At 38.6% G+C, this 26,157-nt stretch carries 17 protein-coding genes; 13 read left to right on the forward strand and 4 right to left on the reverse strand.

Features of this window, described 5'->3' with window-relative positions; genetic code table 11:
* Positions 1–3 precede the first annotated feature (3 nt).
* Both H5161_RS07270 and H5161_RS07275 read right to left on the reverse strand, forming a co-directional pair.
* Positions 4–3,285 carry a tetratricopeptide repeat protein gene (locus H5161_RS07270; RefSeq protein ID WP_182769006.1) on the reverse strand — a complete coding sequence of 1,094 codons (3,282 nt, stop codon included), beginning with the start codon at positions 3,283–3,285 and terminating at the stop codon, positions 4–6.
* On the reverse strand, positions 3,285–5,993 hold the full coding sequence (locus H5161_RS07275; protein WP_182769007.1) for an endo alpha-1,4 polygalactosaminidase: 2,709 nt from the start codon (positions 5,991–5,993) through the stop codon (positions 3,285–3,287). Before H5161_RS07275 ends, H5161_RS07270 begins: the two co-directional genes overlap by 1 nt.
* Before the next feature lie 485 nt (positions 5,994–6,478).
* Between H5161_RS07275 and H5161_RS07280 the strand changes: the two genes are divergently transcribed.
* The 5 genes from H5161_RS07280 (at position 6,479) to H5161_RS07300 (ending at position 12,435) form a co-directional block, all read left to right on the forward strand.
* Positions 6,479–8,146: a methyl-accepting chemotaxis protein gene (locus H5161_RS07280; protein ID WP_182753351.1), complete on the forward strand. Its 1,668-nt coding sequence runs from the start codon at positions 6,479–6,481 to the stop codon at positions 8,144–8,146.
* Between the two features lie 106 nt (positions 8,147–8,252).
* Positions 8,253–8,768, forward strand: coding sequence for a MarR family winged helix-turn-helix transcriptional regulator (locus tag H5161_RS07285; protein ID WP_259398680.1), 516 nt, complete (start codon positions 8,253–8,255; stop codon positions 8,766–8,768).
* 133 nt (positions 8,769–8,901) lie between these two features.
* Entirely contained in the window at positions 8,902–9,651 is a 750-nt protein-coding gene (locus H5161_RS07290; protein WP_182769008.1) for a serine/threonine protein kinase, read from the forward strand.
* Positions 9,652–9,965: 314 nt separating this feature from the next.
* Positions 9,966–11,318, forward strand: coding sequence for a magnesium transporter (locus H5161_RS07295; RefSeq protein WP_165724231.1), 1,353 nt, complete (start codon positions 9,966–9,968; stop codon positions 11,316–11,318).
* A gap of 55 nt (positions 11,319–11,373) precedes the next feature.
* Positions 11,374–12,435 carry a DUF21 domain-containing protein gene (locus H5161_RS07300; protein ID WP_024596278.1) on the forward strand — a complete coding sequence of 354 codons (1,062 nt, stop codon included), beginning with the start codon at positions 11,374–11,376 and terminating at the stop codon, positions 12,433–12,435.
* Positions 12,436–12,467: 32 nt separating this feature from the next.
* Here the strand turns inward: H5161_RS07300 and H5161_RS07305 are convergent, their stop codons facing one another.
* Positions 12,468–13,073, reverse strand: coding sequence for a TIGR04211 family SH3 domain-containing protein (locus H5161_RS07305; RefSeq protein WP_002958928.1), 606 nt, complete (start codon positions 13,071–13,073; stop codon positions 12,468–12,470).
* Between the two features lie 307 nt (positions 13,074–13,380).
* Here H5161_RS07305 and H5161_RS07310 point away from each other — a divergent pair, with 307 nt between their 5' ends.
* From H5161_RS07310 to H5161_RS07325, 4 genes are all read left to right on the forward strand, one after another.
* Entirely contained in the window at positions 13,381–14,904 is a 1,524-nt protein-coding gene (locus H5161_RS07310) for a CYTH and CHAD domain-containing protein (RefSeq protein ID WP_182769009.1), read from the forward strand.
* Positions 14,905–15,570: an START domain-containing protein gene (locus H5161_RS07315; protein ID WP_154903669.1), complete on the forward strand. Its 666-nt coding sequence runs from the start codon at positions 14,905–14,907 to the stop codon at positions 15,568–15,570. It abuts the gene before it with no gap.
* A gap of 87 nt (positions 15,571–15,657) precedes the next feature.
* Positions 15,658–16,467: a phosphate/phosphite/phosphonate ABC transporter substrate-binding protein gene (locus H5161_RS07320; RefSeq protein WP_182769010.1), complete on the forward strand. Its 810-nt coding sequence runs from the start codon at positions 15,658–15,660 to the stop codon at positions 16,465–16,467.
* Positions 16,454–18,685, forward strand: a complete 2,232-nt coding sequence (locus tag H5161_RS07325; protein WP_182695060.1) for an ATP-binding protein — start codon at positions 16,454–16,456, stop codon at positions 18,683–18,685. The genes H5161_RS07320 and H5161_RS07325 overlap by 14 nt, the downstream gene beginning before the upstream one ends.
* 39 nt (positions 18,686–18,724) lie before the next feature.
* Here the strand turns inward: H5161_RS07325 and H5161_RS07330 are convergent, their stop codons facing one another.
* A complete protein-coding gene (locus tag H5161_RS07330) occupies positions 18,725–20,242 on the reverse strand; it encodes a S10 family peptidase (protein WP_182769011.1) in 1,518 nt (505 codons plus the stop codon).
* 363 nt (positions 20,243–20,605) lie between these two features.
* Here H5161_RS07330 and H5161_RS07335 point away from each other — a divergent pair, with 363 nt between their 5' ends.
* The 4 genes from H5161_RS07335 to mrcB all read left to right on the forward strand — a co-directional run bounded on the left by H5161_RS07335 (position 20,606) and on the right by mrcB (position 26,111).
* The gene (locus H5161_RS07335) at positions 20,606–21,829 is read left to right on the forward strand and encodes a diguanylate cyclase domain-containing protein (protein WP_002958922.1); all 1,224 of its coding nucleotides are present in this window, start codon (positions 20,606–20,608) and stop codon (positions 21,827–21,829) included.
* A gap of 211 nt (positions 21,830–22,040) precedes the next feature.
* On the forward strand, positions 22,041–22,379 hold the full coding sequence (locus tag H5161_RS07340; protein WP_004587162.1) for a P-II family nitrogen regulator: 339 nt from the start codon (positions 22,041–22,043) through the stop codon (positions 22,377–22,379).
* Positions 22,380–22,388: 9 nt separating this feature from the next.
* A complete protein-coding gene (locus H5161_RS07345) occupies positions 22,389–23,618 on the forward strand; it encodes an ammonium transporter (protein WP_024596272.1) in 1,230 nt (409 codons plus the stop codon).
* Positions 23,619–23,768: 150 nt separating this feature from the next.
* Entirely contained in the window at positions 23,769–26,111 is a 2,343-nt protein-coding gene (gene mrcB, locus H5161_RS07350) for a penicillin-binding protein 1B (RefSeq protein WP_024596271.1), read from the forward strand.
* Positions 26,112–26,157 lie beyond the last annotated feature (46 nt).

Genomic DNA, 26,157 nt, shown 5'->3' on the forward strand with positions numbered 1-26,157 from the left:
ACATTAAAAATGTACGTAATAACCTAATTGTAATTGTGTATCTGAGTTACCCACTTTATTACTACTTTGGTAACCCAGCTGTAATTTAAATAAATCATCGCCCAGTACAGACCAACCTGCGCCACTTGAAACTGATACATCTACTGTATCGTTAAGTGTTTGATAGCCAGTACTTATATCAAATAACCACGAAGGGTTTGCGCCTAAATAAGGCGGCTCTAACGAACCCGTTGAGGCAAATGAGGTACCTAGTGCAAAGCGCCTAAATGGTTGAAGGTCAACTCTTAGAGGTCTTGTGTCTGTATTTATTAATGCATTTACACGTTCAAAGTCTTGCCATTGTGCACTAAAATAAGCGTTCCAAATTGGGCGGTCTTTTAAAATGCTGTATTGGTAACGAGCATTATATTCTTGGCCGTTTATTAGTGAGCTGCCATCGTCTCTTCGAGAAAAAGACATCGCTGCTGCTGATAGTTGTACGTTTTGTCTACCATCAATGTTGTAGTTAACATAAGCCGTGGCTTTATCTAGTTGAGCATAACTAAGTAGCGCTTCTGATTGGCGGTTTTCAACATTATATTCAAGCTTTAAACCTATCTGTGTACGCGAATCCCATTGATAACGAGAGTCTAAGCTAAGACCTTGGCGGCTAACTAAGCTGCCTTGGTGAGAATCTATTTTTGCATCAAAATACCAACGACCAAATGTCATTTTATCTTCTATCGCAAACAGTAATCCGTTGTTATCAAGATTTTGCTGATTACTTAAACTTAATTTCCATTGCCCATTAGCATAAGGAAAATAAACGTTTACATCGTACTGGCTACTGTTTAAACCAGCCTCTGGCGATAGGTTAATTTCAAGCGCCCTAAAGTAGGATGCACGTGCATTTCTAAGTAAGCTCAATTGTGATTCGTCAAGCTCACCAGTCAGTTCTTCATACCAACGCTGCATTGTTGCGTATGGCTGCTTTAGATAGAGTAGGGCGTTTAGTTCATCTAATTTGCTTAGTGAGCCTTCGGCTAATAGTTGTTTCGCTTTATTAAATTCGCCGTTGGTCATATAAAGTTGTAGTTTTTGCCATGGCTCTAATTTTTGTGCAGCCCTGCGCGCTAACCACCAGTTTGTTTGGGGCTCACCAATAGTGTCGGGGGCAAGTTCTTCCATTGTGTTTAATTGCATTAAATGAGGAACAGCCATCGCGCCCGCCCAGCGGAACATTAAGCCTCTGTATGCATATTTATCTTTAGGTAAGTGTTGCAGTAAATAGTGATTAAGTTCAGCAGCATTTGCATAATAACCAAGTTGCTTCATTACATCGGCTAAGTTAACCAGTGTTGTTAAATCGCTTGGATCTGCAATGGCTAATTTACGCAAATAAAAGTAAGCACTGTTATATGACTTTTCGTGAATAGATAAGCTTGCTAATAGCTGGGTCCACGCATAGGAAGGGTCGCTTTGAGAATAGCGAGCTAAAATGCGGCTGATCATCACGGTGTCGTGCATTTGCAGCGCTAACCAACCTTGTGCCAGCACAACATCAGAGTCATATTCACTTAATTTAGCGGCGCGGTTTAAAGTTGTATAAGCTGAATTTAAATCACTTTGGTTTTGATACCAATTTGAAAGAATTAACCAAGCAGGGTAGAGAGCTTTATTGTAGCGCTGCTTATCAAGTTCAGCATGAATACGTGCAACTGATTTAGCATCATTTACTTGTGTGCTTAATAATGCAATTTGAATCAATTGACGGTCAGTTTGCGACTCACTTTTCCATAAATAATCAAGAAGCTCCTGAGGCCGACCTTCAAAGCGCAGTTGTTGGTAGTGCAGCATGTCGCCTACGCTCAAAGGACTTATTTTTTGTAACTTTTCTAATGCATATAGCTCATGAGCTTTGTCCTTAACTCGCATTGCCATGTCAACATTGGCGCTCCAAAACTCATCGTCAGAACTTTCATGTTTGTTTTTTAGTACTTGCAGAGCTGTAGAAAAGTCATCTTCTAGCCAAAATGCGCGGGCAATCCAAAGTAAATCTTCTTCATTTTTAGGCCCTTTATATGTAGGCCACAAAGCTCTTAATGCTTTTAAATTACCAGTATCGTGAAGTACTTTTGCTTTCCAATATTGTGATAATGCACTTTTACCATTTATTTGCTCAAAGCGTTCAATATTATTTAATTCTTGCTTTGTGTTACCAATAAATTCGTTAGCTTGCATCCAATTAGCAAAGCCATTACCTTTTAGATTTCTATTTTGGGCTTTATATTCGTATATATCATTAGCGTCTTGGTATAAATATAAAGCGGTGGCATCGTTAATACTATCGGTAAGCATCGCAGGAGTTACAGCTTTGTTAGACATTAGCCATTTAAACTCTCGAAGTGCTTCTTTAGGCTTGTTTTGCCAGCGCTTTATCTTCCAATTTAATAAATGTAGCTCTTTGTCAGCTGGGCTTTGTAGTAATAGCTTTGCAAGTAATTGCTCAGCTCCTTTTGCATTTCCATTTGCTAAACGCAGGTGCATTGCTTGTGTTAAGTACTCGCTGTTATTTGGATCGGTCTTTAATAAACTTTCAATGGCTTGAGCCGCATCTTCTGTATTGCCTGCTAAGTTAGCCAAATAAAGTGTGCGTTTAATATTGGCTTGGTCGCCATAGGTTTTCCACCATGCATAAGCTTGTATCGGGTTATTTGCACCAAGTGCAGTTTCAATCGCTTTAGCTGCAATATCAGCATTTATATTTGTTTTATAAATAGCGAATGCTTTGTCTGGTTCGCCTGCGCTTAACCAGTAATCGGCTGCAAGGAGAGGCTGTTTATTTTTTTGATAGTACTGAGCAACTTTTGCATTTAACCCAACTGCTTTTGCAATAGTTAATATTTGTTCGTTCCAGTTTTTATGAGCACCAATTTTTAAAGATAACTCTTCAAAGCGGTCGTCAACTTTAGCACCGCTTGCTAGCCATAATGAGTAGAGCAGCTTTATTTCAAGTGTTGCTTTGCGCTCGCCTCTAGGTAGCTTTTCAAGCTCGTTAGTAGCTTGTGAATACTCACTAAGCCCTATATGTAGCTCAACTAATTTTGCGCGTAGCTTTTCGTTGTCGGGCTCTGTATTGAGCGCTGCATTAAGGTAAGACTTCTCAAAGGTATAGTCTTGTGAAAGTGCATCATCTTCAAAAAATAAGGTATGTGGAAATAATGCATAAAGTGCAAAACAACTTACGGCTAATATCGCTAATATTGTTTTTACTGAAATTAACTGAGGGCGCTTTTTAGCATTCATTATAGTGCGGCTCCGTCGCAGTTAAGGTAACCATAAAAATCACCTGCAGGTATTTTGAAATGTGTTAATTTACCTCGGTTAATACCTTTGAAGCGCTCACCCAAATTAGATACAAATTCGCAAGAGCGTGCATTAATTAAATCAAGCGAAGCAGGTACCCACGCTTTAAAGCTAACAGGCCCGTTAACTTGCCAGCTATTAACAACCACATTTGCAGATGCTAAATAAGGTTTTTTACTATTTTGGCTATGATCAAAGCTAAGGCGAGCTATGTTATTTATAATATGTATGTAGTCACCTTTTTCAGTTACACCAGATACACCTTCACTTTGAGCTATGTTTGGCACATCAAAATCGGTAGGTATTCGCAAAGTATGAATGTACTTTGAGCTAAATAACCATTCATTATTACTGTTTTTTGCAAGTGCAGAAAAGTAAAAATCCTTTGCTACTTTTGCATAATGGCTTAAATGCACAGGTGTATTTGGTCTTGCTAAAACATAATCTATGTTGTGTTTAAGAGCGTCTAGTCCCGCAAGAACTTCACCTGAATAAAAGTGATAATAAATAGTGTAAGGTTTTAACCTATATGGCTTTTCTGTTATTTCGAATGTTTCGGTTAAGCGTCTAAAGCCGTAATAAGGGCCATGCCATAAGTTTGTGTAAACATTTTCATTTAATATGGGGGCGTAAATTTGATACAGCAAATCTCTTTCAGGGCGACCGATAGGGGAGATGTGAGAAAGGCTTGGGTTATCAGCATTTACATCAGTATTACCGCCATTGACATTTAACACACCAGCGTCACGAGCAAGTTCAAGTGCTTTTGGGCCAGGTGTTGCATCACCAGACCATAGCATCATTACTGTTTTTTTATTTTTAGGTGCGAGCTTGTCATTAATGTACTTTATCGAGTCGGTAATTTCTTTTTTAAGGCTAATTGTGTTGTAGCCAGGCACGTCTAGATGAAAACCGTAATCTGTGTCGTCTTCATCTATTTTTTTTCGCCCAGATAGAGCAGTCCAAAAATAGGGGTGGCTATAGGTGTGTGAAGCAACTTCTACGTAAGGCAGGTTAAAAATACTACGCGCAATGCCTTCGAGTTTGGCACTTTGTTTAGAATGAATACCGCCTTCTTCAATATCAGCTTGGATCACTGATGACGTTAACGGTAGTTTGTAGTGTTTAATTATTTCATCTCGAATTACTTCTGCTGAATAAGGCTTACCTGCGTAGTGGGCAATACTTGTAAATCCATCTCCATCGATATGCAAAGTAAGCATTCGCCTGCCGCTTTCGGTGGTTGTATCTGGCACTAATATAGGTGGTAACCCCATTGCTTGAGTAAGCAATGTACGCGGATCAATAACCCATTTGCTGCCTTCCATCGGAAATGTATCAATTAGCCAAGGAGCAACCACGACTGCACCATATTTAGTTTTAGCCGCTTGTACAATTATTGTGTTATCAGCTGATTTTATTGTAATTAAAGGAGTCGCATTAGTTGCTAATTTTAGTAAATATGGTTTAACGATAGGGGGAGGTGTTGTGGATTCTCCTTTGAGCCAAGGTGCAAAGCTATCTTGTTTATATGGACCTTCAGGTAGTGTGTTTAACGACTCAATACCCATGTTAAATAGTAATTTAGTTGACTGTGGTAACTCGCCTAAAATAAGTTCTGGCACAACACCTAAATTAGCTTCAAGCCAATTGGTAAGTGTTGGGGTGTAAAATGCATCGCTTGAGGTCCACGAAATAATACCGGCATGTAAGCTAGGGTCAACCAAAGGTAAGTCGCGTTTTGCCATATCTATGTAATCAGGTATGTACCCCAAATACTCAATCATGGTCGCAAGCTTTAAGTGTACGGTAGTGTATATGAGTGGTTTTACGTTACTGTTATAAGGGATTAAAATGCGCCTAGGGATCGGCGTAATTGATGATGTGCCCCACGTTTGCAAGTGACCGTCGGTCACCCACGGATTGAAACCTGCGTCTATAATATTTTGTGCCATAGTAAGGCGATTACCGGGCTTTGCATAATCAATAACTTGGACGTTGAGGCCTAAACTTTGTGCTGTTTTTAATTGTGCGCTTAGCCAATCTTGGTCGTTTTTGTTGGTCACTTTATAGCTATTGTCGGTTGGGTTGAAGTGGCTATACAAACCCTCAGCAACTAAGTCACTTGCTAAATTAGCGAGTTTAGGCAATAACTCAAATCCCCGATTGAGGATAAGGTGCTTATCAAAAGTCTCAGATAGTGAGCTTATTATGGTGACTAACCCAGCTTGTTGATCGGGTTTACTGTGTGTAGCATCTAATAGCTGATAGCTATCTAGGGTATCTAAAAATAAGCCGCTAAAGCCGCGTGCTTTTAATGCCGCAGCGCTACTTTTAATATGTTGTTGCCAATGTGCTGATGCTAAATCGGCAATATGGCTATTCCAGTTAGGGTTTACTGCGAGTGAAGACTCACTTTCAATAAACGACTCACCAACACTTAAATAAGCATAAACAGCTATGTCACGCTGTTTAAACCAATTGAGTTCGTGCTCAGTCACAAGGTCAGGCTGAACTACAACGCGAGAATAAAAGGTCATTTCGGCTAATGGCATCGGCGCTGAGTAGTAAAAAGCGATACTATTATTTACAGGCGTTGCGAATGCGTGAGCCGACACGAGAAGTGCAAGGTATAAAATATACTTCATTAATAATTCATTTTTATTAGATTATAACTGTGACTCAAAGTGATGTGTTCCAATTTTTATCTAGTTGTTTGGTATTAGGAATATAGGACTATTATATGTTAATGGAAGTTTGATATCTATATATTCATTATTTATATGAACCTAAAACCAATATTAACATGGCTAATGACTTAACTCATTACATACGAAGCAATTGGGCCGCTCAGTACGCTATCAAATTAATTTTAGATCAATACAGCCGTTAGAATTTTGAATATAACAAGAAGGGTGGTAAATAATATATAGATTAATACAAAGGTCGCAGTGTTTTTAGTGTTCAAATACCTCCCTTGTGACTATAATATCAGCACGCAGAGCATGGTATCAGTATACTCCCACCAAATTTTTTATTTACTATGTTTTAAACCCAATAAAACATAGTAAACAGTCGTAATTTAACTTTGGCAATTGTCGCTATATATGCATTTATACACCCCGGAGAAAAAATGAGTAATTTAAGCTTGAAAAACAAATTGCTGTTACTAGCTATTTTACCGCTAATGCTACTTTTGATCAGCTTAATGCTGAGTTCTTATTATTTAGAGAATAAAAATCAGCAACAAAATTTTGAAGCATTTCAAACTAAGTTAATAAGTGACAAGCAAACGTTACTAAGTACCGAAATTGAAATTGCTAGCAAAATTGTTCGCTATCAATTAGCAAATGGCTCTGAGCAAGATGCTAAAAACGCTTTAAGAGACTTAACATTTGGCCAAGGTGGTTACTTTTTTATATACGACACCAATGGCATTAGTGTTTTTCATGCATTACTAGGTGATGCTATTGAAGGGCAAAACAAAATAGGGATGACTGACCCTAACGGTAAAAAAATAATAGTGGGCTTATTAGATCAAGCTAGAAAAGGCGGCGGCGCTTTTAACTATCATTTTCAAAAACCAAATACCACAGGCTTAGTTGAAAAGATGGGCTATGCAGCAATGATACCAGGCACAAACTGGATGATTGGTACTGGCGCATATATGGATGATATAGACGCAGAGCTACTTAAATACCAAACAACAATGCAAGAGCATATGAATGATAAGGTAATGACCTTATTATTAATTGCTTTGTTTTGGGTTGTTTTAACAATTATATGTGCGTTAGTTGCCGCAAACACAATGGTAAAACCAATACAGCGCATGGCGCAAAGCCTTGACGATATTGCAAAAGGTGAGGGCGATTTAACTAAGCGTCTAGACATTGATACTAACGATGAAATAGGTCAACTTGGCGAAGCATTTAATATGTTTGTAAGTAAGCTACATGGCATTATTGCTAATGTCGTTGATGTAACACACGATGTAAAAACAGCTTCTGGTGACATAAATACACAAACACGATTAATTGAAGACAAGTTACTTAATCACAATCATGAAACAGATCTTGTTGCGACGGCTATTACCGAAATGTCGGCTACTTCTCATGAGGTGGCTCAAAATACAAACCAAGTGGCAGAGTCAACTCAAGCGGCAACGCAAGAAGTTGCTAAAGCTCAAGAGTGTGTTGATATTTCACTCAGTGAGGTTTCAAACTTAATGGGCGAAATTAACCAAGCTGCTGAACAGGTTGATTCACTCAGTGATCAATCTAAAAAGATTAATAGCGTACTAAGTGTAATTGGTGGAATTGCTGAGCAAACAAACTTACTTGCACTCAACGCTGCAATAGAAGCTGCGCGAGCAGGTGAGCAAGGCAGAGGGTTTGCAGTTGTAGCCGATGAAGTAAGAAGCCTAGCAAGTCGTACTCAAGTTAGCACACTAGAGATTAGTGAAATGTTGAGTGAGCTACATAACTTAGTATCAGATGCAGTTGCAGCAATGCAAGCAAGCCAAAGTAGTTGTAATCGCTCTGTTGAATCCTCTCGTGCTATTTCAGAAAGTTTAGGCGCGGTAACAAGCTCAGTTAGATCAATTAACGATATGAGTACGCAAATTGCGACAGCGGCGCTGGAGCAAAGTAGTGTTACAGAAGAAATAAACCGTAATGTATTTGCTATTCAAGAAATAGTTAATGAGCTAACTATTTCAAGTAAAACTACCTCTTCGGTAGGTCAGCATTTAGCTGGGCGTGGTGAAAGCTTAGGACACTTAGTTGGCCAGTTTAAGATTTAACAAAGCTCAAAGCCCTACACTAAAAGCAGCTAATAGCGGCTTTATTTTTATGGGCGATTTTTTATAAAAATTATTGAATTTTTTGCATGCGTTAAGGTCTATCAGCATGCAAATATACCTATACAGTGAAATAACCATGCAAAACATGCCATCAATTAAACGTTGTACTCGAGAAGAGTTAGCGCCAGAGCAAGATTTGGGGCGTTTAGTCTCTTTTTTACGTTCGAGATTAGCCATTCATGTTGATGCCAAGTTACTTCCTATGGACTTAACTTCTGCGCAATATATTGTGGTTGTACTACTTGCGAGAGAGTCGGTTAATACGCTTGCAGGACTTTGCGAATATATGGTTTATGATCGTGGCGCTATGAGCCGCTTACTAAACCGACTTGAAGAAAAAGGACTCATTATTAAAACGCAATGTGAGCTTGATAAGCGCTCAACTATTTTGTGTTTAAGTGAAAAAGGTAAAGCTCTTTGTCCTGAAATTATGCCTGTAGTGAACGAAGTCTATGCGCAAGCATTAAGTGGTTTTTCAGAGCCAGAAAAAAACCAAATAATCGACTTACTATTCAAAGCTATAAATAATCTTGATTCACTGCCAAACTCCCCCCAAAAGTAGATTATCAATAAAATAGCGATACTGTTTCAATAGAAAGTTAGCGTGCTAATTAGTTGATCTGATTGTGCGCAGAATCTAACTTTGATAATATAGTTGCCTAGGCAATTAAAGTTATCATCTTGTTAGGTTTGTTATGATTGAAAATAATTTGTTAGTACAATTACAGCAGCAATATCCAGAACATACTTTTATGCAACATCACTTAAGTGTTGTCCATAAGGGACGTTTTGCTAACGCGATTGTGTATCGATATAAAGATAATGAATTTGATTTAATTGTTAAAGATTTTAGCCAAAGCCCGTGGTTTATCCGCAAAACATTTGCACGAATGTCGGTAAATCAAGAGTACAAGGGGTTGAGCCGTTTAGCAGAGCTTAACGCAGTTGCTAACCGCTTTTGTAGATTGTCGCCGATAGCGGTTGCTTATAACTATATTGAAGGCACGCCACTGCGCGCTTTAATTCATGAAGACAAAACACTACCTGTTAACTTTTTTAATGAGCTTGAGCGTCAAGTAGCAAAAATGCATCGCAAAGGCATCGTGCATTTAGACTTGCGTAATATGGGTAATATTTTATGCGGCGCAGACGGTAAACCTTACTTTATTGATTTTCAGTCCACTATTAGCTTTTCTCGTTTTCCACGTTGGTTGCAACGCTTTATGCGAGGATCTGACATGTCAGGCGTATATAAAGCATGGAATAAATTGGGTGAGCAGCCTCTGCCACAAAAAAAGCAAGACTATTTAGAGCGCTTTAATCACGTGCGTAAACGCTGGATTTTTAAAGGTTACCCAATACAGCGTGGCTATGCGTGGGGCGCTGCACTTATTACTCAATTTGTAGATTCTGACTTAGTACGAAATATTACTGATAGACTTTAATTTAAAGCATAAACCGTAATTTAAAAACACCTAATTCATTGTGTGATTTTGCCCATATTAGCCTAGCTAATATGGGATTTTTTTTATTATAAGTAATCCCTTTAGTTTGCTTACTTGTTGTTTAATCCCTCAAAAATAATTCCTTTTACTGTTTTTTTAATTTTTTAAAATAAATATTAGTACTGCATTTAGTTTGCCCATACAATGCGCAAAAATAGCTTGCGCATGCTTAATAAGTTCACGTTTTTTCTGCAATTTTTTATTGTTCAAGTAGACTATAAATAATGTGCGCTTTTAAATTTTAAGGTTTTAAGATGATTGAGTATCCGGTAGACCAACTTCCACAGCTCATAAATGATTTATTGCAATGCGATACAACAGAACGCAAAAATAAATTATTAGCAGATGCGCAGTTAACGCTTTCAACAGAGCACCTGTCATTACTTTTTGAGGCGATACCAAAAGAACAACGACTTGAAATTTGGCAGTTGCTTGATGAAGACACACAACACGAAATTTTTGTTAATTTAAGTGAAGATAGTTGTTTGTGGTTGCTGCAAACGCTAGAAGACACTGAGGCTTTTAAACTTCTTGATGAAGTTAATGTAGAAGAGCTACTGGAACTTGAAGAAGTTATACCAGAGCGATTTGTTGAGTATGCAAAAAAGCAACTCGATGAAGCGCAAACCAAACAATATGATTTAGCGCAGCAATACCCGCCAGAGCAATTAGGTCACTGGTTAGGTTTTGACTTTTTAAAAGTATCGGAGAAGCTAACAGCCGGTGGTGCTAAAAAATTGCTACACAAAGGTTTACCGCAATACAGTGAAGTTATTTATTTAGTAAGCCGCAAGGGTAGTTTAATAGGTGAGGTTGCGGTAAATGATTTAATAAAAGCCAGCGACACCGATAACTTAATGACATTGGCAAATCATGACTTTTCATCGCTCCATGCTGATGATGATTTATATGAAGCGGCAGAAGTGGTGATCCACAGTGAAAAAATGGCACTGCCAGTGGTTAATGTTGATAACAAATTACTTGGGCGATTAACCATTGCCTCTGCTTATGAATTACGACAAGAAATTGCTGATGAAGCAGCCGCTAAAGCCGGTGGTTTACGTGAAGACGAAGACCTGTTCGCAAGTGTGCGAAAAAGTGCTAAAAACCGTGGCATATGGTTAGGTATTAATTTAGCTACTGCCTTTTTAGCGTCGTGGTTTATCGGTTTATTTGGCGCAACGATAGAACAAGTTGTAGCACTAGCGGTATTAATGCCAGTGGTCGCTTCTATGGGGGGAATTGCAGGTAGTCAAACATTAACCGTTATTGTGCGAGGTTTAGCGCTTGGACAGGTTACAGATTCAAACCGTAATGCGTTGCTTAAAAAAGAGCTGCGTGTTGGCGCTGTAAATGGCTTGGTATGGGCGTTTGTAATCGGCCTACTTACCTTTTTATGGTTTAACGACTTAATGCTTAGTATTACGATTACGGTAGCCATATTATTGAATTTAGTGGCCGCGTCACTAGCAGGTGTTGTTATTCCGTCTATTTTAGACAAAATGAAAATTGATCCTGCGTTATCTGGTTCGGTAATTTTAACTACCGTTACCGATATTGTTGGGTTTGTTACCTTTTTAGGTTTAGGCAGTTTATTGCTTTTATAAGCCTTATACCAATTCGCTTAATTAAGTGAATTGGTATTACTAACAGGAAAATACAATGACCTTTGAAGTCATGATTTGGTGTGCAATTGCTTTGTGTATTTCACAATCGGCAATATTTTCGGGCTTAAACTTAGCGTTTTTTTCACTAAGTAGGCTTCAGCTTGAAATGGAAAGTGCAAAAGGGAACGAGGCGGCCATAAAAGTCATGGCCCTTCGAAACGACTCTAACTTTTTATTATCGACTATTTTGTGGGGTAACGTAGGTATTAACGTACTACTTACACTACTTTCTGATTCGGTATTAATGGGCGCAAGTTCGTTTTTATTCTCAACTATCGCAATTACTATTATTGGTGAAATAACACCACAGGCTTATTTTTCGCGTAATGCGTTAAAAATGGCGAGCCTACTTTCGCCGTTAATTAAGTTTTATCAGATTCTGTTTTATATAGTTGCTAAGCCAACGGCTTTAATTCTCGATGCATGGTTAGGTAAAGAGGGGATTACGTACTTTGCTGAAAGTGAGCTCAGGGGTATTATTCGCAAACACATAGAGGCTGAAGAAGCTGATGTTCAACACGTTGAGGGAATAGGCGCGCTTAACTTTTTTAGCTTAGATGAAATAAGCGTAACCAAAGAGGGTGAGGTAATTGATCCAGACTCGATTATTGCTTTGCCTACTAAGCTTGATTTGCCTATTTTCCCAGACCTTACATTAACAACTGATAATGAGTTTTTACGCAAACTACATAAGTCAGGTTATAACTGGGTGATCATTACCAATGAAGACGGTTGGCCTTTATTAGTGGTAGATGCTGACGGCTTTTTAAGATCAGCGTTATTTGAGCCAGATACGTTTGACCCTTATCACTATTGTCACAGACCTATAATTGTTGCTGATGAAGCGATGCGTTTAAGTGAAGTGATTTTAAAAATACGGGCTAATCATTCTTTAGATAAATCGTTTGATGGGGCCATTGATCACGATGTGGTATTAGTGTGGAGCGATGTGAAACGCATTATTACCGGCGCTGATATATTTGGTCGGTTGCTCAAAGGTATGAGTGCACCAAAACTCGAACTGCATGAAAGTACAGAGAATAAAAAGCCGCTGTAAAGCGGCTTTTTTGTATTTAGTTGGATGGAGCTTTACGCCCAACCTTCGTAGCGCTTACGACGTGACAGCACTATCGTTAATATAATACCTAAAAACAGGCCTAAAAACGCAATAGCACCACCGTAAGTCAGTAGCTGGCGTTTCTCTTTTGAGCTAGCAGCTTCTTTTTGAGTGCGCTCTTGTTCTAGCGTTGTTTTAAGTTTAGTGATTTGAGCAGATAGCTGCAGATTTTGATCTGTTAAAGTTTGATTTTGTTCTTGTAGCTGTGGAAGTTCTATTTGAGCTTGGCGTAGCTTTTCTTGCATAGTGCTCATTTCGCTACTTAGTGTTTTGTACTGTTGGTGTAAGCCCGCTGTTTTAGTAATAAACTTAGTTTCTATCCAGCCTTCGCGGTCTTTATCATCTTTAATTTTTATAAAGCCGTTTTCTTCATTTGATAACAAGGTTAACTTTGTTCCAGCATCTACAGAGCCGAGTAGTCGATAATTTTTACTCGCCCCAGAGCGCATAAAAGTGTATAGATTATCGATAATATAAGCGGTGTTTGCATTCGTTGAATTTGCAGGTTGTGCTTCTTGTGCATAACTCATGAATGTGGTGGCTGTTAAAAGTAGCCCTAATAAACAATGTTTTAGCATTTATCTACCTTGTTGATCTAACTGCGTCCGTTATGAACGTGATTTTTATTTCACATAAGTAGTTAGATAGTATGGATTAAATAGATCAATAGCAAGACTGATATTGTAACCCAGTACGGTAACGCAGGAGTAGTTATCGAGTCCACTAGGTTACAAACCTCACGCTGTGATTAAATTGCCCCTAGATAGAACGAATTTTAATCCGCAAAGGTCATCAGGCCCTAAAATAAGGTTAAAAAATTTGCATTGTTAAGGCGCTTTGTTTATTTTGAGCACTTATTTATTTTAAAGGTAATCCGCAAACCGAATGGATACTGAGATAGAACTGAAATTTTTGGTATCAGATGCCGTTATTCCACTGATCCCCTCGTTAATTACTCAATTTGCAAAAACGGTGAAGAATAAACCGTCTCGCAGCTTACAAAATGCATACTACGATACGCCAAGCAGAGAGCTTAGAGCGCTTGATATAGGCTTTAGAACGCGTTGTTCTGACAGCGAATGCGAGCAAACTATAAAGCTTGCAGGTGAAGTGGTAGGTGGTTTACACCAACGTCCAGAGTACAATTTACTAATTGAATCAAGCCGCCCTAATTTAATGGCGTTTGATGCTGATATTTGGCCTCATGGCATGCAAATAAGCGCCATCTCAAAAAACCTGTATCCAATATTTAGTACTAACTTTATTCGTCGTACTTGGTTAATTGAAACCGAAAGTGGCGCTAAAATTGAAGTCGTACTCGATAAAGGTGAAATTGCGGCTTCGGGTAAAATTGAAATTATTAGCGAGCTAGAAATTGAGCTTGTTGAGGGCAGTCGTAATGAGCTGTTTGCATTTGCAGATATATTAGTTAGCCAAAACTGCATACGCTTAGGTTTGTATTCTAAGGCCGCGCGTGGTTATCGACTTGCTGATGAAAAACCTTTAATGCCAAGCAAATCTATTGGTTTTGTACAATTACCAAAGTCGACTACTCAAGAGCGTGCTTTAGTTGAAGCCATGAACTTTGGCATTCGCTTTGTACAAAAGCACGAGCAATGCTATTTCGATAAGCCAAGTTTAAAAACACTTAAACGCGTAACTGACGGCATCAGTTTAATCCGCCATACTTTTTGGCTATACGACGATATAGTATCTAAAGAAAGTACAGAGCACTTACGTACCGAACTTAAATGGTTATTAAGTGAATTAGCGTGGGTAGAAAACGCGATTCAATTAAAAACGTACACGTCTAAACGCCATGCTTTTTATAAAAAAATTAATGCGGCGCCAGCACTTGCTCAAGTCATTGGAGACTTAAAAGAGTTACAGCCAAGCATTGACGATATAAATGCACTGTTTCACAGCGCACGTTATAATCGTTTATTACTATCGTTAACTACCTGGTTAATCGATAAGCAATGGCGTAAAGACTGGGGGCAAGCAGAGCTTCAAGCGGCTGAGCAAAATGTGTCGTCTATTGCCAATAGGCTTTTCAATAAAGACTGGAAAAACCTGCACGAGTTGCTTCCAAAGGAGCAAACACTCGATGTCGCTTCGTATTTAAACCTGCGAACTCAGCTTGAAAATAGCCTACTGAGCGGTAACTGTTTAGGATCGTTATTTGATAAAGAAGAACGCCTAGAGTTTAGATTGCCTTGGCTTGATATTTCTCATGGTATTTATGAATTAAGTACGCTTGAGTATTTAAAGCAATTATGTGCAGGGCAAGAGGACGAACAGCTTGCTAAAATCCAGTCATGGCTTGAACAAAAGTCTGAATATTTGGTCAGTGCCATGGAGCAAAGTCGCCTTGCTTCACTTGACATAGAACCTTACTGGCAAAAATAAATGATGCGCTTTTGTAATAAAATTCAGTTGCAAAAGTGTTTATTCGTTATTTTTTTATTAGTAAGTTTTAACACTTACGCTGAGCCCATATGGCATTTGTATAAAAACAAAAATGGCGTAAGTGTGTATTATCAAAGCCACAGTGATAATACCTTTGAAGTAAAAGCGCAGATGAGCGTGAAAGGCGTATCCACCAATGAGTTTTTAGAATTACTTAGTGATACCGATGCCGCACCCCAATGGCTCGAAAATATATCTCAGGTAAAGGTTATTAAGCACATAAGCCCATCAGAAAATTTAGTGTACAGTTATTTTAATTCTCCTTGGCCTGTTAGAGATAGAGATAGCATTACTTATTCTTGTTATTCACAGTTGACTGCAAATAAAAGCCAATTGCTTATTAAGGCTCGCCCTAATAAGCAGCCCAAAAACAATGGCGTTATAAGAATTACTACTTTAAATGCACGCTGGCTGCTGAGTGAGGACAAAGGCCGCCTTGATATTGAGTACCAAGTATATGCTTTGCCTGATGGGGCAATACCTACCTGGCTAAGCAATAAGGTCGGATTGAAAAGTACTTACATCACATTTATGAACTTGCATCATATGCTCACAGATAAAAAATACACTCCAAAACTACCTGTAATCAAAGCAGGTCAATGCTAAATATCGAATATATAATAATTTAATGGTGTGTTGAGTAGTCTTTAACTACGCTTAAGCAATAATGACACGCTATTATTTGGAGAATTGATGAAGTATTTAGTGGCTATATTATGTTTGATACACAGCTCATTCTTATTAGCTCAAGAATATACCTTTGGTGTAGTGCCGCAATACGAGCCGCAAAAGCTAAATACTATTTGGCAACCTTTGTTAAAACAAGTAAGTAAGCAAACAGGGGTAACAATAAAGCTAATTACAGTTGAGTCTATTCCTGTATTTGAAAAAGCCTTTGCTAATGGCGAGTACGACTTTGCATACATGAACCCATGGCATAGTGTTGTAGCATACGAAAAACAGGGGTATTTACCACTAATAAAAGATGCAGGGCGAAAGCTGCAAGGTATTTTGCTCGTAAATAAAGACAGTGGTATTGATAATTTAAGCCAACTAGAGGGCGCTGAAATAGCATTCCCTGCACCTAACGCATTAGGTGCGTCATTATTAATGAGAGCTGATTTAGCATTGTTATACGGGCTAACAATAAAGCCTGTATATGTCCAAACTCATCCATCGGTATATTTAAATGTAGCACTGCACTCAACAATGGCGGGCGGTGGTGTAATGGGTACATTTAAACAACAACCAGAAAGCTTACAAAACAAACTCAAAATTCTTTATAAAACGCGTGAAATTAGTCGCCACCCAATTGTCGCCCACCCAAGGGTTGATGCTGCAATACAGTTAAAAGTGCAACAAGCTATTTTAGATATAGGGCAAAGCGCAGAGCATAAACATTTACTTGCAGGTATCCCAATTATTAAACCTAGTATTGCAATTTTAGCAGAGTATCAGCAGTTAACTCAGTGGGGCTTGCGCTCATTTTATGTTGAAAATTAGAGGGTTTCGTAGTTTAAGGGCGCAAAGCTTTATTGTTGTATTGCTTTGTGGCTTGCTTATGGCATGTCTTTTTATGTTTTACGCATTACCTGAACAAGCGCGTTGGGTAAACGATGGGCTTTCAAAGGCTGCTCAGCGTTCTTTAGCGCAGTTATCGACTTCTATAACGACTCCGTTGTTAACTAGGCAGTATGCAGAGCTATATGAAGAGATAGACAGTCAACTTCAAACTCGCCCTAATTGGAAAAGTATTAAAATTGTTGATGTTGATTCAAAAAATCAATTGTATCCGCTTGAGAATTGGGTTGGAGCAAATGAAAACGGCGACATGCTGTTATCTCAACAGGTGATATTTTTAGACAAACCGCTGGCTAATATTAGCTTGGTTGTTAATTTTACTAATGAAATTAACGAATCTTCAAAACTTCATTACACCTTAATATATATACAATTTATTATTTTAGTTATCGTTTTTATAGGTTTGGCTTGGCTGGTGGATTACAGGGTTACATCGCCGTTGAGGACGCTAAAACTTGGGTTTTCACGTTTAGCCAAAGGCGACTTTGATTGCCATATAGATAAACAACAACAAAATGAAGTGGGCAGTGTAATAAATGCATTTAATAATATGGTTGATGAGGTTGCGAATAACCATCAAAAATTAAATGCATTACGAATTCAAGCTGAGTCTGCAAGTAAAGCAAAGTCAGATTTTATGGCCAGTATGAGCCACGAATTAAGAACTCCATTAAATGCAATTTTAGGCTTAGCCCAGCTGTATGGATATGATGAGAGTGCAAATAAAGTACAAAAAGAAAACGCGAAAAGCATTTATCAAGCTGGAGAACATTTACTATTACTCATAGACGATGTGCTTGATTTAACAGCTATTGAGTCGGGTAATATGCAGTTTAGTTTTTCTTATGTGCCTATTAAAAGCATATTAGAAGAGTCAGTAGAGCTTGTCACTGAGCTTATTAAAGGGCAATCAATAACACTGCAAACTCACGGTTTTGAGTCCTTAGAAGGGTTGAGTATTTATATTGATCAGCGCCGCTTTAAACAAGTGATGCTTAACTTGCTTTCAAATGCGATTAAATACAACAAACCAAATGGCAGTATTAATATTAATTGTCGGGTGTTAAGTAATAAACAATGCGAAATAGATGTAATAGATACCGGATGTGGATTTTCTCCAGATGACATTTCTCGCCTATTTAAACCTTTTGACCGCTTAGGCGCTGAAACCAGTAAAGTAAATGGAACCGGTATTGGTTTAGTGATAACTAAGCAGCTGGTAGAGCGTATGCAAGGGTCTTTGAGCGCACAAAGCGAGCAGCACAAAGGTTCTTGTTTTACGCTAAACTTTAACAGTTTTGATCAAACTGACTTGCCAGCACAAGTGCAAGCCCCTCAAATAACACAGCAAAGCTTAAATGCGGTAACGCTTCCTACGCTTGAGGTTTTAGTGGCAGAAGATCAAGTTACAAATCAGCAAGTGTTAAAACAGCAATTAACTATGCTTGGAGTGTGCTCTACTTTTGTAAGTAACGGTGAGCAAGCTTGGGAGGCCATACAAAATAAACGCTTTGATATTTTACTAACCGACATTCAAATGCCCTTACTCGATGGGTTAGGGTTAGCCAAAAAAATACGCGAAAACACTCATTTTGATGAACTGATTATAATTGCAATTACGGCCAACATTACCAAAAACAACATAGATAATTGTTATACTTGTGGAATGAATGGCTTTTTAACAAAGCCTATTGAGCTTGTTAAATTAAAGTCGTTATTGATGGAGCATTCTCAAACTATGGTCAATACACGTTCAGAAAAATCAGATGGTGAAAATATAGCTTCAGATAGTTTTGATCAATTAGATATTACGCTACTAAAAGCAATGCTTGGTGATGATCCTAGCGTACATTGCATGGTATTTAATGCGTTTTTACAAACAGCAGGGGAGCAAATTAAATTAGCTAACGCGTATGCTAAAAGTAAAAACTATGTTGATTTAGCTTTTCAGGCTCATGCATTAAAGTCGTCTTCAAAGTCTGTGGGGGCTATTGAGTTGGCAAATATATGCCAACAGATAGAAACACAGGCAGAGAGTGAAATAGTTAAAGGTGATTATATACAGCAGCTGGAAGAGTGCTTTAACGATGTAGTCACACAACTTAAAAGCTATTGTTTACGATATGAAAAACGCACATAAAAAATGGCTCTTAAAGAGCCATTTTTTGTTTTAGGTATATTAGTATTTAGCCGCTTGCCCTTTTTTGGGTAAAGCGTGCTGTATAAAGTCACGTAAATCGTTATTAGAGCTTTCTAAATCAGCGTGGCGAAGGTACATCATGTGTCCGCTTCTGTAGCCTTTAAAGCTCAAACGGTCTTTCATTTTACCGCTTGGGTCTAATTGCCATAACGTATATTTAGCGTCAAAGTAATTGGTTGCGCCATCAAAGTATCCTGATTGGATCATCACGTTTAAGTAAGGGTTTTGCGCCATTGCTAAACGTAGATTTTCGCCTGTATTATTACCGGTTCTATCCCATGGATGGACATTACCAAATAAGTTATATTTTACATCAGTTTTATAGTTTAACTCTTCACGTAAGTAGTGATTAATTGCAGGAGTGAAAGAGTGTAACCAAGAGGTAAGTTCAGCCCAGTAGTCTGGGGATTCACCCGCGTCTCTTTTATCCATTCCTAAATAACGAGAATCTAAGCGCCCCACAGTTTGACCGCGATCACGCAGTAGCTCTTTCCAGAAAAATTGAGTTGGAATATCTAAGTTATTTTGTTCAACAAATTTTTCTGATAAGCCAGCGTAGTGCGCCATTTTTGTAATTATGCGTCGCTTTTCATCAGCATTAATAAAGCCACCTTTAGCAAGCGCAGGGATTAACTCATTTACAGTAAACTCTTCAACTTCAGGTAATAACTCATCAAGATCTTTAGCTTGTAAATCGGCGTTAAGTGCTTTGTGATACCAAGCAGTCGCTGCAAAGTAAGGTAGGCGGTTAGCTGCTTTAATCGGACCATCGCGCTTAATACCAATGTCAGTAGGTGATACGAGAACAACACCGTTTATGTACATCCACTGACTGTTTTGAAGCTCATGAGCGAGTCCAGATACACGTGTTGTACCGTAGCTTTCACCAATTAAAAATTTAGGCGAGCGCCAGCGCTGTGCTCTATTTACAAAAGTATTTAACCACTCAGCAAGGTATTTAATATCGGCATTAACACCAAAAAATAACTCTTTTTGTTTTGCTTTGGAAGGCAGTTCGCCTTTTTCGTTTTCAAGTACGCGAGAATAGCCAGTATTTACCGGGTTTACGTAAACAATATCGGCAATATCAAGTACAGAATATGGGTTGTCTTTTACGCCATAAGGTTGAATTGGATAGCCTTCGTCATCAATTTTTAATACGCGAGGGCCAGTATAAGCAAGGTGCATCCATACCGAAGCCGAACCTGGCCCGCCATTAAAAGAAATAAGTAATGGGCGAACTGTCCTGTCGTCAACTTTGTCACGTGTGTAGTAGGTGTATTGTAGTGTAGCAACCGCGTCGCCTTTATCATCCCATACAGGTTGTGTGCCTGTAGCTACGGTATAACTAAAACGCTGGCCATTAATTTTAGCCTTATGTTGGGTAACTACTTTGCTGTCTACATCAATACGACGTTGGTTATCGGCAAGCGTGCTTGTACTAATTATTAATGCAATAACGGTTATCGGTAAACTGATAATACGACTAAGCTTCATTAGGTGTCCTTATTATTGTTGATACATCATTAAAGATAAAAATGAGTTAAATAACAAAAGTATTGAGACTAGTGGCCGATAATACTGGTTAAGTAAGGTATTAATACATTGAAAGGCGCGTATTAATCGCTTTTATAGTTATTTTGGATTTACTTTCTTTATTTAGTTAATTGCAAAATTCAGGTATATTGCGGCCTACTTGTATTGATTTTTTATACAGGCTATCACCAAAAAATCTAACGGATTACGCTTTCAAGCACATAAGTGCACTCTACACCGGATGTTTATGACTAATGCTATTGCAGTAATTGCGTGGTATTTGTCGTTTTGTGGTAAAACTAATTAAAGGTAAAGAGAAGCTTTATGCAAAGAGTATTAGTGGTTGAAGACAGTAAAGTAGTGCAGCAGGTACTTCGCCACTTAACTGCACAATACCTTGATGTGGCAATCGATTTTGCTTGGTCTTTAGCTGAATGTGCCACTTACGTAGAAAAATACGACTACACGCTTGCGTTAGTTGATTTAACCTTGCCAGATGCTCCTCACGGTGAAGTCGCAAAATATACTTTATCTAAAAAGATTCCTACGGTTGTTTTAACCTCAAAAATAGATGAGTACAAGCGCCAACAAATGCTTGAATTAGGTGTCGTTGATTATGTTATTAAAGATAATCGCGACTCTTACCATTACGCCGTTAAACTCGTTGCGCAATTGCTAAGAAACCAAGGTTGTAAAGCATTAGTAGCAGATGATTCATTACTGAGCCGCTCGTTAATGAAGCAAATGCTTGAAAAGCAATTGTTTGATGTGACAGATGCCCACGATGGACAACAAGCACTCGAAATATTAAAAGCTAATCCTGATATAAAGCTACTTATGACCGACTACGCTATGCCTTCTATGGATGGCTTTGAACTTGTTAAAGCGGTACGTAACTTTAGAGGCCGAGACGACTTAGCAATTATTGGCTTGTCGGGCGCGGGGAAACATGGCCTATCAGCGCGATTTATTAAATATGGCGCCAATGACTTTTTAACAAAGCCATTTATGAATGAGGAGTTTCATTGTCGAGTACTTCAAACAATGGAGCAACTATCGTTAATTTCAGATATTAAAGAAAGCGCGCATAGGGATCATTTAACAGGGCTTCATAATCGACGCTATTTTTATCAATATGCAGAAAAGCTCCTTAAAAGTAAAAACCAGAAAAATACTCTCGCATTGTTAGATATCGATTTTTTCAAAAATATTAACGATACATTAGGCCATGAGGGTGGCGATCAGGCTTTAAAGCAGGTTGGTTCATTAATCCGTACTACGTTTTCAAAGTTTACAGTTGCACGGGTTGGTGGAGAAGAGTTTGCCATAATATTACCTGAGATAGAGCTTGAACGTGGTCGTGAATACTTTGAAGCATTTAGAAAAAAGCTGGCTAGTTACGATTTTTCTATCAGCGATAAATCAATTAAAATTACTACAAGTATAGGCTTGGCAGACTTTCAAGACACTAGCTTGACGCAGGCAATGCGTGTTGCTGACAAAGCATTATACGAAGCTAAAAACCAAGGAAGAAACTGCGTGGTATAGCTCTGTTATATAAAGCTAAGCATGCAATTAATATATTGCACGCACCAATGTAGATAACTTGTTAAATTAACGCACCTAATTGGTGCGTTTTTTTTGTTATTTAGTTTCTGTTTTTCACTAACTTATTGTTTTAAAAAATATAAAAATAGTGGCACAAAGGTTGGATTGTTTAACCCAACAGGATAACAATAAAGAGTCCGAGGGGGCCGCTATGAAAATGATTAGTGCAATCATAAAACCATTTAAATTAGACGACGTGCGTGAAGCACTCGCTGATTTAGGAATTGAGGGGATGACAGTAGTTGATGTTAAAGGTTTTGGACGTCAACGAGGTCATACTGAGTTATATCGTGGTGCAGAATACCAAGTAGATTTTATTCCTAAGATCAAACTTGAAATTGCAACTCGTACTGAAAATTGTCAACGCGTTGTTGAAGCAATTACTAAAATTGCATCAACAGGTAAAATCGGTGACGGGAAAATTTTCGTGTACGACTTAGATCAAATTGTTCGTATCCGTACTGGCGAACTTGACGAAGAAGCAATTTAAGGGGGTCTCATGGAAAATACAATAATAGAACTAAAGTTTTCACTCGATACCTTCTATTTTTTAATATCAGGTATATTAGTAATGTGGATGGCAGCAGGTTTTGCCATGTTAGAAGCGGGCTTAGTTCGCTCTAAAAACACAGCTGAAATTTTAACTAAAAATGTCGCGCTGTATTCAATTGCATGTACGATGTTTTTATTAGTTGGCTACAACATTATGTATGTAGACAATGCCGAAGGTGGTTTTATTCCTTCAATAGGCGCTTTAATTGGCACACAAGCTGCTGATGCTGACCATTCTTTAGAATCTGATTTTTTCTTCCAAGTAGTATTTGTTGCAACGGCTATGTCGATTGTATCGGGTGCAGTTGCTGAGCGTATGAAGCTATGGGCTTTCCTTGGCTTTGCTGTAGTACTAACTGGTTTTATTTACCCTATTGAAGGTTACTGGACATGGGGTGGTGGTTTCTTATCTGAAATGGGCTTTGTAGATTTTGCAGGTTCTGCAATTGTACATGGCGCAGGTGCAGCTGCTGCACTAGCGGGTGTACTAATCCTAGGTGCTCGTAAAGGAAAATATGGTAAAAACGGTGAAATATACCCAATTCCAGGTTCAAACTTACCACTTGCTACACTAGGTACATTTATTTTATGGATGGGTTGGTTTGGCTTTAACGGTGGTTCTCAATTACTACTTTCGGATAAAGAAAACGCAACTGCGGTAGGTCAAATATTACTTAATACTAATGCAGCTGCTGCAATGGGTGCTATTGCTGCACTGTTTGTATGTAAGATACTTTGGGGCAAATCAGATTTAACCATGGTATTAAACGGTGCATTAGCAGGTTTAGTTGTAATTACTGCTGACCCACTTTCACCTTCTCCATTAATGGCATGTTTACTAGGTTTACTTGGTGGCTCATTAGTTGTGTTTAGCATTATAGCACTTGATAAAGTTAAGATTGACGATCCAGTAGGTGCTATCTCTGTACACGGTGTGTGTGGTGCATTAGGTATTATGTTAGTACCGCTAACCAATGGTGATGCAAGCTTTGTTAATCAGTTAATTGGTTTAGTGTGTATTCTTGCCTTTGTATTTGTAGCATCATTTATTGTTTGGACTGTGCTTAACAAAACAATGGGTATACGAGTAACTGAAGAGGAAGAACTAAACGGTATGGATCAACACGATTGTGGTATTGAAGCCTACCCAGAGTTTGTTTCTGTTCGAAATAGCTAATAGTTTATTTAAATAATAGTGTGTTTACATAAAGCCCTACTTCGGTAGGGCTTTTTTTGTTTCAGGGGGGGTTAACTTTTCGGATGTTAGGATATGCCCAATATGCTAAGCTCACACTCGAGAATAACCCTTGGAATAAATTACACTTAAATGGCCGACAATAAAAAAACACCTACCAGCAAACCTGCAGCTAAACGTGCTAGTAAATCGTCAAGCACGACAAAAAAAAGCACATCAAAGGGCAGTAAAAAAACAGTGAATCCCACTGTTAAACGCTCTTTTATGAGAAAAACATGGTCAGTGTTTTGGAAATTCAGCTTGGCTGTTTTTATTGCAATGGCAATGTATTTCATTTATTTAGATTCAAAAACTACACGTATATTTGAAGGTAATAAATGGCAACTTCCAGCGCAAGTGTATGCTCGTTCTATGGAGTTCTATCCGGGGCAATTTTTATCAAGCCAAGAAGTTGTGTTTGAGTTAGAGCGTCTACATTATTCATCTGTTAATAGATTAAGCAGAACAGGGCAGTTTGTTAAAACAGCAGATAGCATCAAGATTTATCGCCGTGATTTTGAATTTTATGATGGCCTTGAAGAATCACATATTATTGAACTTCGTTTTGCAGGGCAAAAAGTTGCGACTATTAAAGATAAGTTCGGCAGGCGTTTAAACTCTGCTCGCCTAGAACCTGTGCAAATAGCGCGAATTGGCAACGACTCTAAACAAGATAGAGAATTTGTACCGCTAGATAAGTTCCCAGCCATGCTTAAAGATACGCTACTGGTAGTTGAAGACCGTGATTTTTATGATCACCATGGTGTGTCGGTGTTTTCTATTTTACGTGCGCTTTATTCAAATATTAAAGCGGGACGCACCGTTCAAGGTGGCAGTACGCTTACTCAGCAATTAGCTAAAAATATTTACCTCACGCGTGAGCGTTCTTTAGTACGAAAAATAAATGAGGCCTTTATTGCCCTTATTTTAGATTATCGCTATTCAAAAGATCAGATATTAGAAGCTTACTTAAATGAGGTATACCTAGGGCAGTCATACAACCAAGGTATCCATGGTATGGGGCTTGCTTCTGACTTTTACTTTTCAAAGCCTGTAGACGAGCTTGAGTACGATCAAATTGCTCTGCTGGTGGCAATGGTTAAAGGCCCATCTTATTACAACCCACGTCGTTATAAAGAGCGCACAATGGAGCGCAGGGACTTAGTGCTGCGTCTAATGGTCGAAAATAAGTTACTTAGCACAAAAGAGTACCGTGCATCGCTTAATCGCCCAATTGATATTGCGCCAATGAAAGCCAGTTTACAAAAATCATACCCAGGCTATTTAGAGCTAGTAAACAGAGAGTTAAATGAATTATTACCTGATCAGCAAACACTTGATGCAGGCGTAAGAGTATTTACTTATTTTGACTTGCAAAAGCAAACAGCAATGGAAGAGTCGATTGAAAAGAGTTTACCGTACTTGGAAAATCGCCCTAGAACTGAAAAACTAGAAGCAGCCATGATCTCTGTTAATGTAGAAAAAGGCGGTGTTTCTGCACTTATTGCTGGTCGCGATGTTCGATATTCAGGATTTAACCGTGTTTTAGACACAAAACGTAATATAGGCTCGCTTGTAAAACCTGCCGTGTATTTAACCGCACTGCAATTGCCACATTATAATTTAGCTACTTTGCTTGATGACTCGCCAGTACAGGTCACAAATGAGCAAGGTAAAGTGTGGCAACCAGAAAATTTTGACCACCAATACCGTGGTGCAATTCCACTTTATAAAGCATTTAGTAACAGTATAAATATCCCAGCGGTTAATTTAGGCCTCGATGTAGGTGTTGATAAAGTAGTAAATACATTGAAAGGTTTAGGCGCAACAGGGGCGATAGACGAATACCCATCGCTGCTTTTAGGGGCTGTTGAAATGTCGAGTTTTGAAGTGGCTCAGCTTTATACAACAATTGCTGCAGATGGCGAATATAAAAAGCTCACTGCAATTTCGGCATTAACTGACTCTGTTGGTAAAGTACTTTATAAGCATAAAGTAAATGCAGAGCCTCGTTTTGATAAATCTGCAATGTATATGACCAAATACGCAATGAAACGCGTAACGAAAGATGGCACTGCTAAACGCTTAAATTTACACTTTCCGTCAATCCAGCTCGCTGGTAAAACAGGGACCAGCAACGATTTACGTGATAGTTGGTTTGCAGGCTTTGATCAAAATACAGTGACTGTTGCGTGGCTTGGTCGAGATGACAACAAAAGCACTGGTTTAACAGGTAGCGTAGGCGCATTAGAAGCATATATTCGTTACTTAAAACCACTTAACCCACAAGCAATAGCTGATACGCGTCCACCATCAATACGCTGGGCATTTGTAAATGAACAAACGGGTAAGCAGGCACCACCAGGATGTGGCAAGGTGATTCAGCTACCGCTTAGGGCGAGTGAGTTCGAGCCTAGGCCGCAATGCATACGTTAATTTAAGATTACTTTAAACAACAAAGCCGCTTATTTAGCGGCTTTGT

This window comes from Pseudoalteromonas sp. SG43-5 (assembly GCF_014164345.1).
In the GTDB taxonomy this organism is placed as follows: Bacteria; Pseudomonadota; Gammaproteobacteria; order Enterobacterales; family Alteromonadaceae; genus Pseudoalteromonas; species Pseudoalteromonas distincta.

What these genes read in the sequence shown, in the direction of transcription:
- H5161_RS07270 (WP_182769006.1), bottom strand. Translation starts at nt 3,285, where the DNA reads ATGAATGCTAAAAAGCGCCCTCAGTTAATTTCAGTAAAAACAATATTA.
- H5161_RS07275 (WP_182769007.1), bottom strand. Translation starts at nt 5,993, where the DNA reads ATGAAGTATATTTTATACCTTGCACTTCTCGTGTCGGCTCACGCATTC.
- H5161_RS07280 (WP_182753351.1), top strand. Translation starts at nt 6,479, where the DNA reads ATGAGTAATTTAAGCTTGAAAAACAAATTGCTGTTACTAGCTATTTTA.
- H5161_RS07285 (WP_259398680.1), top strand. Translation starts at nt 8,253, where the DNA reads ATGCAAATATACCTATACAGTGAAATAACCATGCAAAACATGCCATCA.
- H5161_RS07290 (WP_182769008.1), top strand. Translation starts at nt 8,902, where the DNA reads ATGATTGAAAATAATTTGTTAGTACAATTACAGCAGCAATATCCAGAA.
- H5161_RS07295 (WP_165724231.1), top strand. Translation starts at nt 9,966, where the DNA reads ATGATTGAGTATCCGGTAGACCAACTTCCACAGCTCATAAATGATTTA.
- H5161_RS07300 (WP_024596278.1), top strand. Translation starts at nt 11,374, where the DNA reads ATGACCTTTGAAGTCATGATTTGGTGTGCAATTGCTTTGTGTATTTCA.
- H5161_RS07305 (WP_002958928.1), bottom strand. Translation starts at nt 13,073, where the DNA reads ATGCTAAAACATTGTTTATTAGGGCTACTTTTAACAGCCACCACATTC.
- H5161_RS07310 (WP_182769009.1), top strand. Translation starts at nt 13,381, where the DNA reads ATGGATACTGAGATAGAACTGAAATTTTTGGTATCAGATGCCGTTATT.
- H5161_RS07315 (WP_154903669.1), top strand. Translation starts at nt 14,905, where the DNA reads ATGATGCGCTTTTGTAATAAAATTCAGTTGCAAAAGTGTTTATTCGTT.
- H5161_RS07320 (WP_182769010.1), top strand. Translation starts at nt 15,658, where the DNA reads ATGAAGTATTTAGTGGCTATATTATGTTTGATACACAGCTCATTCTTA.
- H5161_RS07325 (WP_182695060.1), top strand. Translation starts at nt 16,454, where the DNA reads ATGTTGAAAATTAGAGGGTTTCGTAGTTTAAGGGCGCAAAGCTTTATT.
- H5161_RS07330 (WP_182769011.1), bottom strand. Translation starts at nt 20,242, where the DNA reads ATGAAGCTTAGTCGTATTATCAGTTTACCGATAACCGTTATTGCATTA.
- H5161_RS07335 (WP_002958922.1), top strand. Translation starts at nt 20,606, where the DNA reads ATGCAAAGAGTATTAGTGGTTGAAGACAGTAAAGTAGTGCAGCAGGTA.
- H5161_RS07340 (WP_004587162.1), top strand. Translation starts at nt 22,041, where the DNA reads ATGAAAATGATTAGTGCAATCATAAAACCATTTAAATTAGACGACGTG.
- H5161_RS07345 (WP_024596272.1), top strand. Translation starts at nt 22,389, where the DNA reads ATGGAAAATACAATAATAGAACTAAAGTTTTCACTCGATACCTTCTAT.
- mrcB (WP_024596271.1), top strand. Translation starts at nt 23,769, where the DNA reads ATGGCCGACAATAAAAAAACACCTACCAGCAAACCTGCAGCTAAACGT.